General features: G+C 56.9%; 16 protein-coding genes. 4 read left to right on the top strand and 12 right to left on the bottom strand.

Annotated elements, in window-relative coordinates:
- Nucleotides 1-58: 58 nt before the first annotated feature.
- The 3 genes from ACWIUF_RS16645 to ACWIUF_RS16635 form a co-directional block, all read right to left on the bottom strand.
- A complete protein-coding gene (locus ACWIUF_RS16645) occupies nucleotides 59-643 on the bottom strand; it encodes a hypothetical protein (protein WP_448573645.1) in 585 nt (194 codons plus the stop codon).
- An 87-nt stretch (nucleotides 644-730) separates the two neighbouring features.
- Nucleotides 731-1,237 carry a hypothetical protein gene (locus ACWIUF_RS16640; RefSeq protein WP_448573644.1) on the bottom strand — a complete coding sequence of 169 codons (507 nt, stop codon included), beginning with the start codon at nucleotides 1,235-1,237 and terminating at the stop codon, nucleotides 731-733.
- A gap of 195 nt (nucleotides 1,238-1,432) precedes the next feature.
- Nucleotides 1,433-1,615, bottom strand: coding sequence for a hypothetical protein (locus ACWIUF_RS16635; RefSeq protein WP_448573643.1), 183 nt, complete (start codon nucleotides 1,613-1,615; stop codon nucleotides 1,433-1,435).
- A gap of 326 nt (nucleotides 1,616-1,941) precedes the next feature.
- On the opposite strand from ACWIUF_RS16635, the gene ACWIUF_RS16630 reads away from it, so the two are divergent.
- Nucleotides 1,942-2,838: a sigma-70 family RNA polymerase sigma factor gene (locus tag ACWIUF_RS16630; protein WP_448573642.1), complete on the top strand. Its 897-nt coding sequence runs from the start codon at nucleotides 1,942-1,944 to the stop codon at nucleotides 2,836-2,838.
- A gap of 280 nt (nucleotides 2,839-3,118) precedes the next feature.
- On the opposite strand, the gene ACWIUF_RS16625 is transcribed toward ACWIUF_RS16630, so the two are convergent.
- The 3 genes from ACWIUF_RS16625 to ACWIUF_RS16615 all read right to left on the bottom strand — a co-directional run bounded on the left by ACWIUF_RS16625 (nucleotide 3,119) and on the right by ACWIUF_RS16615 (nucleotide 5,735).
- Nucleotides 3,119-4,519: an amidohydrolase gene (locus ACWIUF_RS16625; RefSeq protein WP_448573641.1), complete on the bottom strand. Its 1,401-nt coding sequence runs from the start codon at nucleotides 4,517-4,519 to the stop codon at nucleotides 3,119-3,121.
- A gap of 99 nt (nucleotides 4,520-4,618) precedes the next feature.
- Nucleotides 4,619-5,008 carry a GFA family protein gene (locus tag ACWIUF_RS16620; protein ID WP_448573640.1) on the bottom strand — a complete coding sequence of 130 codons (390 nt, stop codon included), beginning with the start codon at nucleotides 5,006-5,008 and terminating at the stop codon, nucleotides 4,619-4,621.
- A gap of 130 nt (nucleotides 5,009-5,138) precedes the next feature.
- The gene (locus ACWIUF_RS16615; protein ID WP_448573668.1) at nucleotides 5,139-5,735 is read right to left on the bottom strand and encodes an alpha/beta hydrolase; all 597 of its coding nucleotides are present in this window, start codon (nucleotides 5,733-5,735) and stop codon (nucleotides 5,139-5,141) included.
- A gap of 294 nt (nucleotides 5,736-6,029) precedes the next feature.
- On the opposite strand from ACWIUF_RS16615, the gene ACWIUF_RS16610 reads away from it, so the two are divergent.
- Nucleotides 6,030-6,302, top strand: a complete 273-nt coding sequence (locus ACWIUF_RS16610) for a YciI family protein (protein ID WP_448573639.1) — start codon at nucleotides 6,030-6,032, stop codon at nucleotides 6,300-6,302.
- 82 nt (nucleotides 6,303-6,384) lie between these two features.
- Here ACWIUF_RS16610 and ACWIUF_RS16605 read toward each other — a convergent pair whose 3' ends face one another.
- Both ACWIUF_RS16605 and ACWIUF_RS16600 read right to left on the bottom strand, forming a co-directional pair.
- Nucleotides 6,385-7,095, bottom strand: coding sequence for a GUN4 domain-containing protein (locus ACWIUF_RS16605; RefSeq protein WP_448573638.1), 711 nt, complete (start codon nucleotides 7,093-7,095; stop codon nucleotides 6,385-6,387).
- 32 nt (nucleotides 7,096-7,127) lie between these two features.
- Nucleotides 7,128-7,802 (bottom strand): hypothetical protein, encoded by a 675-nt coding sequence (locus tag ACWIUF_RS16600; protein WP_448573637.1) that lies wholly within the window; start codon nucleotides 7,800-7,802, stop codon nucleotides 7,128-7,130.
- A 458-nt stretch (nucleotides 7,803-8,260) separates the two neighbouring features.
- Here ACWIUF_RS16600 and ACWIUF_RS16595 point away from each other — a divergent pair, with 458 nt between their 5' ends.
- Nucleotides 8,261-8,815 (top strand): adenylate kinase, encoded by a 555-nt coding sequence (locus tag ACWIUF_RS16595; protein WP_448573636.1) that lies wholly within the window; start codon nucleotides 8,261-8,263, stop codon nucleotides 8,813-8,815.
- A 60-nt stretch (nucleotides 8,816-8,875) separates the two neighbouring features.
- Here the strand turns inward: ACWIUF_RS16595 and ACWIUF_RS16590 are convergent, their stop codons facing one another.
- From ACWIUF_RS16590 to ACWIUF_RS16580, 3 genes are all read right to left on the bottom strand, one after another.
- Nucleotides 8,876-10,114, bottom strand: a complete 1,239-nt coding sequence (locus ACWIUF_RS16590) for a DUF790 family protein (protein ID WP_448573635.1) — start codon at nucleotides 10,112-10,114, stop codon at nucleotides 8,876-8,878.
- A 19-nt stretch (nucleotides 10,115-10,133) separates the two neighbouring features.
- Nucleotides 10,134-11,006, bottom strand: coding sequence for a PIN domain-containing protein (locus ACWIUF_RS16585; protein WP_448573634.1), 873 nt, complete (start codon nucleotides 11,004-11,006; stop codon nucleotides 10,134-10,136).
- A gap of 558 nt (nucleotides 11,007-11,564) precedes the next feature.
- Nucleotides 11,565-13,034 (bottom strand): CHAT domain-containing protein, encoded by a 1,470-nt coding sequence (locus ACWIUF_RS16580; RefSeq protein WP_448573633.1) that lies wholly within the window; start codon nucleotides 13,032-13,034, stop codon nucleotides 11,565-11,567.
- 246 nt (nucleotides 13,035-13,280) lie between these two features.
- Here ACWIUF_RS16580 and ACWIUF_RS16575 point away from each other — a divergent pair, with 246 nt between their 5' ends.
- Complete coding sequence (locus ACWIUF_RS16575) at nucleotides 13,281-13,832, top strand: YqeG family HAD IIIA-type phosphatase (RefSeq protein ID WP_448573632.1); 552 nt, start codon at nucleotides 13,281-13,283, stop codon at nucleotides 13,830-13,832.
- A gap of 227 nt (nucleotides 13,833-14,059) precedes the next feature.
- Here the strand turns inward: ACWIUF_RS16575 and folP are convergent.
- Nucleotides 14,060-14,936: dihydropteroate synthase (gene folP / locus ACWIUF_RS16570; RefSeq protein WP_448573631.1), on the bottom strand; the 877-nt coding region annotated here is incomplete at its 5' end.

Raw genomic sequence — 14,936 nt, 5'->3', positions numbered from 1 at the left:
TCACTGAAACTACGGCAGAACTTCTGAAATGGCAAGATCCTAGTGAACAACCCCTAACCTAGCGGGGTTGCAAAACCGTGTGAAGGTCGAGTTCTCGATAGGGCATGGCCACCAGACTCGTTGGCGCTTGACCCAAATTGAGGCGCTTTTGGCGTAGCAGGGCCACCATGACGGAGGCCGTCAGACAACCTTCGAGAACATCACCGGTCAGCCGTGCCAGGGGAATGTGCCAAGGCTGAGTACCCAGAACACCGAGCATCCCCGCTGCGAGCTGTACCAGTAGCCAACTGCTGATCCCCGCGATCGCCGTTACCCCAATCCAGATCCCGGCCCGGGGCACCCAGCGTCGTAGCACTAACCACTGGGCTAACCCCGGTAAAATCGTTGCAATACCGGTCACACCGCCGCCGAGTGTGGTGGCTACTAGCCACAGGCGAGCACGGGGTAGAAAGGGCCGCAGCACCCACCATTGGCAAAGCGCGATCGCCCCTCCCAGTAGGAGCATTCGTAGCGGCATGACCCCCGGATTATGCCCCCCGATCCAAGTCAGGCACTCAGCCGCCAGCCGCCCAACTAACCGCCCGACTAGGGTCGCGAAAGTCCACTGTAACCAAAAGCCGAAACCAGGTAATTTTCTGGACATGGGTAAGCAACTTACAGGGGGACGGGGCCACATCACCTCTAGTCTAATCCACTTTTCCCCATCCACTCAGCGCTGTCAGAAAATTGCTCAACGCTCCACATAGCCCTGTAGATTTTCTGGCTCGAATTTGCGTAAAATTCCCGTCGCTTTTTCAGTGAGCAGAGGGGTTCCTTTGACCACCACTAAATACCGACCTGCATTAAGGTGGTTGCGATAGGGCAAGGCATCCCCACTGCCTAAAATCAGTCCGGCTCCCCCACCTGCAAACAGGCTTCCTAGTGCGCCTGACAAGGCCCCTAAGATGCCTCCCACGATATGATTGCCAATTTCACCTGCCCAGGCAAAAGTGTCTAAATTAGTAATCAAACTAAAGGTTACCCCCGCTGCAAACCCGAAAGGAATTAGCCAGAAAGCCATTAATTTTGCCTGTTTTTGGGCCTGCTCAATGGGATCAAGTAGACCGAGCTCATCCGCACTTTTATAGCCGCGACCCACAATACTAATTTGCTGCATGGGTAATTCGGCAGCTTCCAGGGCGGAGTAGGCTGCCTCAGCCTGGATGCGATCGCGGAGGACAGCAACAAGATAATTCATACGCAACCGTGACGCTCTGACAGAATCTAACCGAAATAGACGTGACCAAAACAGACGGGCTGCCAGCGATCGGCGATTTAAGGAGCCGATGCTGAGAGTTCACCCGACTGAGACTCCATCCTAGCGCTATTCTGAGTCACCACTGGCGGGTTGGCCCTTACCTCTTTCGAGGTTGCTCCATCCGGATACTTGGCCCTAGGCTACGCGGAGAAGGCCTCGACTCAGACCCTCGAACACCTGATCAACTAGGCGCTTCTCTTCCGCACTGATCGACTCTTTGTCCAACAACGCAGCCATGAGTAGGGCTTGGTCAGCGCGGTTAATGCGGTGGGTCAGGAAAATCTGTTCAACGATTTGAGAGAGGGATAGGCTTTGCATGGGGGGGACGCACCCGTGGTTTGCAGTTTGATGATCCTAGTATCGGCCTGATCGTGGGGAATCGCCGTGATAGGGGAGGTCTTCCCTTGTGATTCGTGCGCTCTCGGTGCGTGATGGGTCTAACCCAGTAGGGGTGACAGCGATCACGGTCCAGACCCCCTACTCCTAGGGCGCGGGTGCGCAAACGTGGGTGCGCAAATGCCGTCAAGACTGGGCGCCCGGTAAATTATTGCAATTTGTATCAATTGGGACGGCCCCTGTCTGATTTCTAGAAGAAGTGGTACAGTGTGCCCAAAAATTCCCAATCCCAATCCCAATCTACTCCCATGTCTGAAGTTGACGATATTAGAACCTATCTGCGCGAGATTGGCCGTGTGCCCCTCCTCAGCCCAGAGCAAGAAGTGATCCTGGGCAAACAAGTCCAAGCGATGATGCCCCTGCTGGACAAAAACAGTCCCACGCCAGAGGAAAAACGAGTCATCGATCGCGGCCAGCGGGCCAAAGACAAAATGGTACAGGCCAACCTGCGGCTAGTGGTGGCTGTGGCTAAGAAGTACCAACGACGGGGCTTAGAACTGTTGGATCTGATTCAGGAAGGCAATTTGGGCCTGAGTCGAGCGGTCGAAAAGTTTGATCCGATGAAGGGCTACCGCTTTTCCACCTATGCCTACTGGTGGATTCGCCAAGCCATGACCCGCGCGATCGCCCAGGACTCGCGCACCATCCGCCTACCCGTCCATATCACCGAAAAACTCAATAAGGTGAAGAGTGTCACCCAGACCTTAACCCAGGAACTTGGGCGCAAGCCGACCCTGCCCGAACTTGCAGAGGCACTGGAGGTGAGCCAGAAGGACCTGGAGGGCCTGATGACCCACCAACGCCGTTCCATCCCAATCTCCCTTGATCTGCGGGTTGGAGCCGATCAAGATACCGAATTAGGGGATTTGCTAGAGTCTGACCAGGCTTCTCCTGCGGAAGTGATGGATTTCACCCTCATGCGGGAACAGATTTCTGTCCTGCTGGAAACCCTCACCGAGCGGGAGCGCGAAGTGGTGATTGCTCGCTTTGGCTTGCAAGATGGCAAACGCCGATCGCTCGCCGACATTGGCGGACATCTCCACCTCTCGCGAGAACGGGTACGCCAGTTGGAACGCAGTGCGCTCAACAAGCTAAGGCGACAACTCCCCAACCCCGAACAGGTCCGCCTAGGACTGGCCGGGTAGGTCATTCTTTTCGCTTCAATTGTGCCTCAGGGTGCCCCTTGTTGAGGGCTTCCCTCAGGTTGGGCTTCAGACAAACACTACCCTAAGCAGGGCTTTGCCTGATGCTAGTTGCATGAGTATTAATTCCCAATCTACTCATAGGGCTAGACAAACCCTATTTTTAGATTATCATAGACGACTGCTTTACGGTCTGCTCACGGTGTCAAAGTGAGGGGGCGGTTTTGTGGTTTGACAGAATCATGGGCAGAACCTGGATTTGACAGGAATACGACTAGGGGCATTAGGGCAGTTGCATGACCGATCGATAGTGGGCTTCGAGTTGTCTGACTGTTGGCGACGAGCGGGCGTAACTCCACTGGCTCTGGTCTGACAAGGCTTGGCGGAGCGCTGCGGTGTCCACGCGGGTTACCTGTCCCTGGGTGACAACGGGTTCGCCTGCCACCCACGCGGCCTGTACCACTTGGGTGGGACGACCATAGACCAGGAGGCCGATCGCATCGGTGTGGGGAAGTAACGACAGATTTTGCAGGTCATATAGGACCAGATCGGCTTGTTTACCCACGCTGAGGGAGCCGAATTCAGCCGCCATGCCCAGTCCCGTTGCCCCCCCTAGGGCGGCCATTGCGATCGCCTGGCGGGGGGTGATCCAGTGGCGATAGTCGAGGTCGGTGGTGTTGTGCAACAGGGTGCCTATCTTGATCGCTTCTAATAAATCCTGGCCGTCGTTGCTGGCGGCACCGTCACAGCCAAAGGCCACATTCACGCCCGCTTGTCGATACCGTAGGATGGGGGCAATCCCACTCCCTAGGCGGAGGTTACTGAGGGGATTGTGAACAACGGTGGCGCGGGTAGTGGCCAACAGGTCAATATCGGCCTCGTCGAGCCAAACGCAGTGGGCCAGGGAGGTGCGATCGCCCAAAAAGCCAAGGTGTTTGAGATGGGTGACAGCACTGTAACCGTATTTTTCCTGGGCGAGGAGCTGTTGGGCTTTGGTCTCCAGGAGGTGGGCATGGCGGCAAAGCTCGTAGCGATCGCTCAGGGCTACACAGCCCGTAATCAGGGCATCGGAACAAAGTTGCAGACCCGTGGGGGCTAGCATCAGGTGAATGCCCGCAGTCGGGTTATGAAATTGTTCAATGGCAGTTTGGATGAGGTCCAGGATGGCTTGGGTCGAGTAAGGATTGGCGGTGGAAAGGGGCGCGCCATGCCCCTGGGGGAGACTAGTGGCCAGGGGCTGATCCTGAATGAGGGGGCCAATAAAGGCGCGAATGCCAACGTCTTGATAGGCTTGTATCGCCGCTGCGATCGTGGCTAATTCTTGGCCAGGGATCAGGACCAGGTGATCCACAACGGTCGTGCCCCCGGATAACAAGGTTTCTACAGCAGTAGCGAGGGCACCCCAGTAGATTTGCTCCGGGGCCAGGGGGGCAAAGTCATATAACTCCGCGATCCAGAGTTCCAGGGGGCGCGGGGGGATGCTGCCCCGTTGCCAAATCTCGGAGGAATGGGTATGGGCGTTGACAAACCCCGGTAACAAGAGTTGGTCACGGCCATCCACGGGTGTGCCGATGAGGGGTAACTGGGGCGCGATCGCGTGAATTCGACCAGCAACAACTTGTACATCGAGCGTGCTATAGCCAGCTTCTGTGGGCACGAGGGCCTGCTGAATTGTAAAGTCCACAACTGTTGAGTCCTTTTTGAGCTTGCAAAGGAAGATAGCAACCGTACTTTCAGCAGTGTCTTTTCACCCGTCGCTTACGGGGGTGATTACTGGAGTGCCTTACCCGCTTGTTAAAGTGTCGATGCTGTTTTCCCAATTGGCTTCATCAAAGGGCACGATCTCAAACTGGGGGACGACATCTCCATCCAAACAATGGACATTGACATCAAACTGGTCCGGGTGCGATCGTGGGCGATAGAACGCGTGGATGCCGCAGGTCCGACAAAATAGGTGTTTGGCAATCCCCGTATTAAAGGTATATGTGCTTAGATTATCTCCCCCTTGCAGGAGGGTGAACTGTTCCGGTGGCACAATCAGGTGTAGAAAGCCTTTCTTCCGGCAGATCGAGCAGTTGCAGTCGTAAACGCGGCGATCGTCGGCCACGGTCACTTGGAAGCGTACAGCTCCGCAGTGACAACCACCGGTATAGGTACTGGGTGTATGGGGCATAGTGAAGGATGGGGGCTATTGAGTGTAGGATAGCTGTCTGGGGTGTTGGGGGGGCAAGCAGGATGAGTGCCCCCCCAACCGTTTTACGTCCGCGTCGTGTTTCCGTAGGCGAATCGACTGCGTTTGAAGCCTACTGCGGTAACGACTGAATAAACGTCTGCATTCGCGTCAACAACGCTGGCTGAATTTCATGGCCCATCGTCTCGTAGGTTTCATATTCTACCGGTACGCCCCAAGCTTGCAGGGCATGGTAAGCCTGTTCGGCAGCGCGGAGGGGCACCACCTGATCCTGACAACCGTGGAGTATTAAGACAGGGGGGTAGGACACACCAGTCGGGCGATCGGTCGGGTGCAAATAGCCACTAAAACAGACCAAGCCTGCTAAGGGCAAATCCAAACCCACATCCAGGGTCATCGCTCCGCCTTGGGAGAACCCACTGAGGATCGTCCGTTCTAGGGGGATGTGGGTTGATCCTTCCAGGGTTTGCAGCCAGTCCCGCAGTTGCTCCCGACTTTCGGGTAAACCCTGGTAATCTGGACTTTCTAGGTCGTACCACATCTTGCCGGCGAAGCTATAGGGGTGGGGATAGGGTGCTTCTGGAAAGATGAATTGATAGTGGGGCAGGTTGGTGAGGGGGGCGATCGGTACTAAATCCTGGGCATTGGCACCCCAGCCATGCAACATCACGATCAATCCTTGGGCGGGCTGATCAGTTTGGGGGGGAATCGTAATCGATTGGAAAGACAGAGGGTAACTCCTGCGAGGGGTTTGACGGTAAAAGGGGACTGAGCTGCTGGAAGAAGGCTGATGGGAACTGAGCCGAACCATTGCCGCATTCAAGCCTAACCGGTTTAAAGCGGTGCTTTGATTGATGACCTAGAGACCAGCGATAAAGGTGGTCATCCCTATCTACGATATATTGAATGTGCGATCGCTGGCGAGGCTGAAAAGCGATCCGTTCAAGTGTGATAGCGCTAACAAGACGCCGACCCAACTCGTCCATCTGCCTGGGGGGGTACGATGCCCTGGTTCGTCAAGATTGAAGCCGGTATTGTGGACAAAGCAACCTTTGATCAGTATGTCCCGGCCCATAAACAGTATGTGCAAACCCTGATCGATCGCGGTCACCGGGCCAAAACCGGTTATTGGGGTAATGCCCGTGGGGGAATGCTCCTGTTTGAGGCGGCTTCGATGGCGGAAGCTGCGGCGATCGTGGCCCAAGATCCCCTCATCCAAAACCAGTGTGTGACCTATGCCCTGTATGAGTGGCGGGTAGTGGTGGGGGATCTCTAGCCAGGGGCAATTTGGGGGACATTAGAATTGAGACGGGTAGCTCTGGGGGGAGCCGTCAGGGCGTTTTAGCGGGGAGTGCTGTTCAGAAATCGTGGCATTGGGGTCGGGGCGGTGAGGATACTGGGCCATTGGTCAGCACTGTTTGTATCCAGCTAAATAGGGGGGGTAAGTAACGATTAAAGCGATCGCCTTGCAAATAGAGGGCATCAATCATGCAACTGCCACAACTTGGCGCCGTGAGCATGGCTTCAATCCGTGCCCACTCAACCCCGGCCCACGGTAAGTGTCCGATCGGGGCTGCCAGGGTATGGGTCAGTTCAGGTTCGGTTAGCCACTCAGGGGCGACAAAGTTATTTGAGTCAGGTTCAGAACGTCGCCAACCCACGCGATCGCCAAAGGCTTGTGTTGCGGCTACGGGATCGGGATATTGGGCGCTGACCTCTGCCCACAGGTGTTGTTGAACGCGCCAACCAAAACGACCGCCACTGGCCTCTGTCCAAAGGTGATCTAACTGCTGCATCAAGTCGAGTGGAATATTCGTGGGTTGGGGTGCCCCGAAAATGTCCCCGTTGGGGTGGAGGAAGGGGTGCAGAATCCTGCGGGTGGCTGTGTCTGCTGCTTGCCAGTTTTGATTTTTGAGATGGACAGCGATTTCCCGCAAATCATCGCCTGGACTGGGGCTGACTTGATTAGATTGTGGGGTTGCTTTTGGCTCCTCAGCAATAACCGGAGTTGGCCCCATGCTGGCTGCCAGCATGAGAACAATGGCGCTCATAATGGGCTGGGTTAGCATCCATTCACCTCGTCTGCAATCAAAGAAAATTTTTATAGGGATAGTTGCTGGATGAGGGTATCAAGATGGGGTAAAAATTCTTCGAGATCGGCTGCATTCCTGAAGGAACCCGTCATCTCTCCCCCGTTTACCCCCGTCACGAACACGTAAACCATTTCGCCATCCGTTGCCATATAACCGACCGATCGCTCAAAGAGGTCACCACTGGGATGGGTTGTTGTGTGGCCATAGCGCAGCCCGGATAGTGGGCCGACGGCGATCGCTGTTGGGGGGATTGCTGTGACCGTGAGCGTGGGATCAGCCCCCTGTCGATCCTGTTGAATAGCCGCCATGTGGTCAGCGACTAAGGTCTGAAGGAATGGGATTTCTGCACCGGTCATGGGAGGACGGCTGCCTGGTTGCTGCACGGAATGGACGGGATAGCGGATTGCCGCGATCGTGCCCAGCAGTTGGCCATTGGCTTGTACACACAACAAGACAGGGTTATCACAGGGAGACACCTGCCAGCCTGGGGGAGCCGAGGGGGTGCCCAGGATGGTACTCCAGTTCAGGCTAGGTTGGGGGGATTGGCTCAGGACCGGGGTGATGTTCCCGGCTGGTAGGGGCGCTGGCTGGGGAGCCATTGGCAGGAACACTGCACAGGCTGCCAAGGTGTTGCTTAGAACTAACAGGCCTGCCAGGAAGGGCATCGACATTGCTATCGGCATAGGTTTTCCCAAGTTGGGGAGGATGATTCAGGGTGAGGTTTACGCTTGCGACCTTAGCCCGGTGAGCGAGCGGCTGACTACCTCCGGTTGGGTGTCGTTGTGGGGGATAGTGCGTCATCCTATGGGGTGAGGTCATGACAGGCGGCTTGCTTAGTGATCGAGGGGTTGCTTGATTGAGTAACGCACCCCTGTATCACAGACAGATCACCGCTCAATGGCGGGTATGGGTGTTGCTAGACCGAGCTTTGCCCATGACTGCTGGTAATCCGCATATTCTTAAGAGGTAGATTGCAGTCCCGCGATCGGGCTTCTCACAATAAGGACTATGACCTACACACGACGATGAGTGAAGCGATGCTTGACAGCTCGCGCATCTGGTTAATGACGGGGCGACTGGCTGCTTCGCTTTTTTCACCCTAAGACTGTCTTGACTTTTCTGCACTACTAAGGAGAAGACCGTGAGGATTGTCATGTTAGGGGGGCCAGGGGCCGGTAAGGGAACCCAGGCCCAGCGTCTATCCCAGCAATTTCAGATTCCGTGGCTATCGACGGGAGATATCCTGCGCCGTGAAATAGCAGTCCAGAGCCAGTTAGGCCAACAGGCCCAGCCCTATCTAGAGCGGGGTGATCTTGTCCCCGATGAACTCATGATTGCCTTTATCCGCCACCGATTGCTCCAACCGGATGCTACCCACGGCTGGATTCTGGATGGCTACCCCCGAACCGCCTTCCAAGCCGAGGAGCTAGACTTCCTGTTAGATGAACTGGCGCAACGGCTGAATTGGGCAGTACTGCTCGAGGTTGCCGATACCCTGTTGATGCAACGATCGCTGTCCCGATCACGCCTGGATGACGCACCCCGTATTATCGAACGCCGGATGCAGACTCTCGTTGAGCAAACCCTGCCCATGCTGGACTATTACGAACAGCGGGGACGGCTCCTCCGCGTCGATGGCAGCCTGCCCCCGGATCAGGTCCAACAGCAACTTCTGGCCCAGCTTGTGCTGAACTAGTACCGTAAACATTCGGACCGGTATTGGCCGTCCAGGGGACTGTGGGGTGGGCCTAACCGCTCAGTCTCCAGGGTTGGCTGCCAGGGACTCTAGGACGGCGAGGACAGCTTTCGGCTGTAACTTATCCTTAAACCACACCGTTGGCACCGGAATTTGGGTCGGGTTAATCCCCGCTTTCTCTAGGTTCAGGCGTTCGGAAATGGCGAGAATCAGGCAAACCTGACCCGCTTGTCGCACCTGGGAAAATTTCTTGCGCAAATACTCCGGTCGCCAATAGCCCACAATTTCCAGCAGGACCGTGCGCCCGTCGGGGTGTACTAGACGAAAGTCGGGAATCATGACGCTGCCTGGGATCGGAATCAGGTCAACTTCGCGTTCGAGTCGCCAATCGGTTTTTAATTGCTGCCAACGATCGACAAAGGCTGCTTCGAGCATACTGTCGTAGGGTTTTCCGGCAGGGTAGTGGCTCACGAGGCCACAGTCGGCGGTGAGGCTAAAGCGTCCGGTACGGGGGCGCTGGTTATAGGTATCTCGGGTTTGTAGCGTTGCGTGGAGGTGCCATTTGCGCACATGGAGAAGGGCAGGCAGCAGCTTGGCGATCGCCAGCCCATAGCGGGTACTGGGTTTGAATAAACTGGTCGGACCATCGATCGTGATCGTGAAGCCGTGGTCCGCATCTCCCTCAATATAGGCCATGAGTTGGAAAAGTTTCAGGTAGCGAAACAGGAGCTTATATTCCCCCGGATCATTACGATGGGCCGTAATCGTTACCTGGGTGGCCCGGTAAAAGATCCCCTGTACCTGGGAGAGGTTATACCGCTGGAGCAGGGTATCTGCCGCCGGGGCCTCAAAGTCTGTCAAAATCCGATTCTCTGGTAAATCAGCATACAGACCCGTCCGCACTTGGTCACTGAGCACCTCCTGACCTAGCTCGGCACTGAGGGTGGCGGCCAACTGATCGAGGACGATCGCCGTATTGGGGAGACTTGGCACCGTAGCCGCCGCTTGGGCAAAAACCCGTTGGCGCAGGGCCAGTGGATCGAGGGGACTGACGACGGTAAAGGTACAGAAACCAGATTTCAGCAAATGGACTAGCCCTCGCTTGAGGCGATAGTCGGGGCTGCTGCCTTCTAACTCAGCCAGTTGACGATCGAGGTCCTCCTGGGATTGACCCTGGCATTGCTGAAAACACGCGATCAAGGTTTGGGCGATCGTCCGGTGTTTCGTATCCAGGGAGAGGCGTTTGGGGACGATCGTTTCCCCGGCATAGCGATATAGCAACAGTTCCGAAGGCAGCATTGTGGGCGTAGTCCCTCGCCTAACGCTGGGACGGTTGACCGGGCAGGGGGGGTAGGCCAAATTGTCGCCAGGTTCGGTGGAAACTGCTGGGCTGGACTAAGGCCCAAATCAGGGCGAAGGCCAGGACCGCACTCGTCATGGCCGTGGTCAAGGAGAACACCTGCGCGATCGCGCTCGGTTGGGTGGGGGTGAGGCGCTGCTTGATCTTGGCTGTATTGGTAACCAATGGGGCCTGGGAGCGGGCCGGACGGCGGGATGGGGTCATGGTACTGCGGCCCCGTCCGGTACGGGACGAGAGGAGTTGCCCTTGCCACTCCGACTCAGGGGTGGGCAGCGGGGTTTTAGGGGTTCCCATATTCAGCATCCCGGCCTGGACGGACTCGGTTTGGAGCATTCCCTGGAGTTTTTGCACCACATTCGGGGGGCGCTGCTGCGATCGTGCCCACTGAAGCAGACTAGCCACTGGAACCGTGCAGAGATTAGGCTCCTTGAGATGATCCACCCGCCGCCGCAGGTTTTGATCATTCGAGACCACCACCACCAACTGGTTTGGAACCGTTTGGGCTAGCCCATAGGCCGCCGCCGCCGTTTCCAGCAATAGGCGAGCCTTTTTGCTCAATTCTCGACCACTACGGGTGCCTTGCAGGTGGGGATGACTAGCGGTTGCCGTTGTCACCTGCCACCCACTGTGGCGATAAAACCGGCGGAACTCACGGGCGGTTAATTCCTGGGCTGGCTCCACGGCGCGATCGCAGAGAAATTCCAGCTCATCCAAAACCACTTGCGGTAGATAGCAGGTTCCCACCTTAGCGTAGTCTTGCCATTCACGGGTTTTGCCCGCCAGTAGGGCACTGGTATCGATCAGTAAACAGATAGAGGGCAGGCTTGGCATAAAATTCGGTGTCCTTAAGCATCCCTGAGCAGCCAGCAGGGTATCGAGTGATCCCAATTTCCCGGTCCAAGCAGGGCACAACGCCTAGCTGACCGTCGGCGATCCAGCGCAAGCAGTTGGGCAAGACAAGGCGCTAGGTCAAGTAAATACACGCTAATGAGGAGTGGGGATAGGGCAGTCAGCGACCTAGTGCTCGCAGGGCTACGCTGCTAACCGGCAACCCAGCGATTCTCAGTATGACAGTCACTTATCTATCTCGGCTTACACCCCGATCGCCGCCTATCCTGAAAAAAGGATAGCTCTCTTCTGAATTTTAAGTTAGGGGTTGGGGCGAGGGCAACCCCAGGGAGTGCCCCCTGTACGGTTGGGAGCGGGCGATGTTATAGCCATCGTCATTCAGGTTAGGACAAGGGGCGTAAGCCCCTTGTTGATCACAGCCTTGGCCATGTCCGAATGCGTGTGACTACCGCTATCGCACGGGCTTGAAAAGCCAAGCAGTGGGGGCGTTGACGACTACAGTCGTCACTACACCCTGAGAGGCTGGGGGGCAAGCGGGCCTCACCAGGGGCTACCAATGACGGTAAAGGCGGCCCAATAGTACGGATGGGAGAGGGCCGCATTTTCAAAGGCGGCCACTTCGGGGGGCAGCGAGACTTGCAACTGTTGTTGAATCGGGTCATTACGGGTTAATTTAGCCCGACCTGTGAGCATGGCCACCTGGGCTTGGCGCAGGGCTTCGGCCTTAATCGGTGCTTGCTTGAGATCGGCATAAAACTGGCGCATCAGGACCAACGTCGCCACGTCACTGACATACCAAAGGCTGGCGATCGCCGACTCCACCCCCGCTTCGACAGCCAACCCCGCAAACCCCAGTTCCACCTGGCGATCGCCGAAGGCCGTGCGACAAGCACTCAGCACCAGCAACTGGACGGGGGGATGATCCAGATTCAGCGCCGGGATTTGATTCAAGCCCAAGCGTTGATCCCAAAATTGGATATAGGACTTCTCCAAGGCGCCTGGCTGAAATTCGGCATGGGTGGCGAGGTGAACGATCGCAAAGGGCTGGCGCTGCCGCTGCCGGACTAGGGTATTGGGGGTAAAGTCCTGGTTGAGAAAGACCACCCCCGGCCATAGGACTTGGGCGATCGCGCCTAATTCCAGGGGCACAGCCGGTAGGCTACTCTGTTGGGAAAATTCTGATGCCCCCATTGCCAATACCTGCGCCGATCGCAAAGGGTGATAACCCGTCGCCAGGAGGTTAAACGCAGGAATTAGGGAAAAGTTATAGTTTTCGACTAAAAACTGCTGCCCATCATGGAGCACCGCAAAGGGGACCGTGCGCAACCCCGGCCCCACGCACAGCAGTAGGGTATCAACTCCCTGGGCCTCCAGTTCTGCGGCAAAGGGAGCAATAAGCCAGTCATGCAATTGCTGAGCCGGTGGCAGGTAAACATTGGGCGAAGAGGCGGGATCAACAACCTCCAGGCGGAGGGTTTGCAGGGTGTCGGCCAGGGTCTCGGCATCGGCAGCGGGAATCGTTTCGTGCAGAATTTTGCCAGCGGGCGTCACCAGAATCGTTTCCAGGTGATCCGGGCGTGAGGCCGCATAGAGGAGAGCCGGGGTTTGGCCCGTCTGTTGCTTCAGTTCAGCCAGCTTACGGGCAATATCCGCCGGTCCCAGACTGGGGCTAGGGAGGATGCGACTCAACTGCTGATCGTACTGCTCAGTCCACTCCTGCTCGATCGCCTGAATGGCCTGTTGGCTGCCTTCTCCCCGTGTGGTGGGTTGGGGCACGGGACGCGGTTCCCGGGGCGGACGGGGCGGACGCCCATATTGTTTCGGGGACGCCTGGGGTAACGGCAGCAACAGACTGGGTTTGGCGGGGGCAGGGACGATCGTCGCCGTAGGCTGGGCTAACATCACTGCCGAGTTGACCCATGCGGTGGCCCTTGGCAGCGGACTGAAGGCTAGCGCCAACCCCATTGCCAGCCCTACGGATAGGGGTGGGTGGGGCAATTTGATGACCACGGACCTTTTCATCAATAATGGCCTTCTCATACAACAACGGCCTACTGAATAGGAATGTGCTTACTTTTAACACCCATCCCACCGGAGCAACCGGAATGAGGCGGACGACAGCCGGGGAAGTGGTATCCAGCTTAGGCCGTGTGTGCAACTCTAATCACCGGGTCCCTGCCAGGAACACCGGGCAATGTGCAACACTAGACATTGATACCGCTGACTTACCTGCTGGAAAATTTCCCCACAGAGCTTATGACCTGGGGCGCACTGTTACAACCCGACCTGGTTTTGGGAGGGACTATCCTCCAACTGAGCCTCGATCGCTTGAGCCAATATCAACTCAAGGGCTTGATCCTGGACGTAGACGATACGTTGGTTCCTTTCCAGTCTACTGATCCCTCGGATGCCTTACAAGCTTGGATCGCGTCCCTACGCCCCCACCTCAAACTGTGGTTGGTGAGCAATAACCTGAATGCCGCCCGCATTGGGCGGATTGGGGAAGCCCTCGATATTCCCTACTCCCTGGGTGCCACGAAGCCGTCGCGACGGAAGTTACGGCAGGCCGTGCAGGCAATGGATTTGCCCGTGGAGCAGGTCGCAATGGTGGGCGATCGCCTGTTCACCGATGTGCTGGCGGGGAATCGCTTGGGCATGTTTACCATTTTGGTCGAACCAATGGTTGATCCGGGGGAAGCCCTGCGCCGCTCGCCGATGCGATCGTTTGAAGTGTGGCTCTCGCAACGGCTAGGGGTTTCCCTAAACCTAGAAGCTGGCTCCCTGTCTGGCCTCGGCAGCCATGATTGAGGTGGAGCGCTCCTAGCGATTGACCCTAATGCCCCGGAAGATTAACACTACCGCACTTCCATATTTCGTTGAGTGAGGTACAGACCAGGGGCTTATGCCCCTGGTTGACCAGGCTTGACCGGACTGCATGCGGGAGGGAACGGCTGTAAAGATTGCGCTTGGGCCTTGACGCGGGGCATGACGCCTGAAGCCTAAGTGGGGCGGCAGGGGTGTGATGCCCCTTGGGTTCACCGTCGCCAGATCGCATCCGCAACCCGACAGACCGCCTGCATGGCTTGGCAGTCGTGGATACGAATCAGATCCGCGCCACCCGCGATCGCGGCACAACAGGCGGCAGCGGTTCCCCAATCCCGTTGTTGGGGATCGGGTTCATTAAGAAGGTGGCCAATAAAGCTTTTCCGCGAAGGGCCGATCAGGAGAGGATAGCCAAGAGCGCGTAACTGGGGCAATTGGCGCAGGATGTGTACATTTTGTTCAACGGTTTTGGCGAACCCGATCCCTGGGTCAAGGATGAGGTGGGAACCCGGCATCCCAGCGACCTGGGCGGCTGCCACCTGGGTTGTTAAAAACATCGTGATCTCACCGATTAAGTCACGATAATCCGTTAACTGTTGCATAGTTTGGGGGGTGCCTCGGAGATGCATCAGGACGATCGGCACCTGTAAAGCCGCAGCGGTGGCCAGCATCTGGTCGTCAAAGGTGCCCGCCGAAATGTCGTTGATGAGATCAGCCCCAGCGGCGATCGCGGCCTGGGCCACACTGGCACGGGTGGTATCAACGGAAATTGGCAGACTGAGCGGTTCATAGTCCCCCCAGCCCGATCGCAGGGCTGTTATCACGGGGATCACCCGCGCTAGCTCTTCGGCTTCAGTAACGGTCACCGCCCCCGGTCGGGTCGATTGGCCGCCAATATCGAGGATATCGGCCCCTGCTGCAACCAGCCGGTGGGCTTGGCTAACAGCGGTTTCCAGAGAATTAAACTGGCCGCCATCGCTGAAGCTATCTGGCGTGACATTCAACACCGCCATCAGGTAAGTGCGTTGGCCCCACACGAAAGTACGATCGCGCAGCGACAGGCTCGGTAGGGAGGGGGGGGCGGTAGGG

The organism is Trichothermofontia sp. (assembly GCF_053493415.1).
This window is presented reverse-complemented; position numbering and strand designations above follow the sequence as displayed.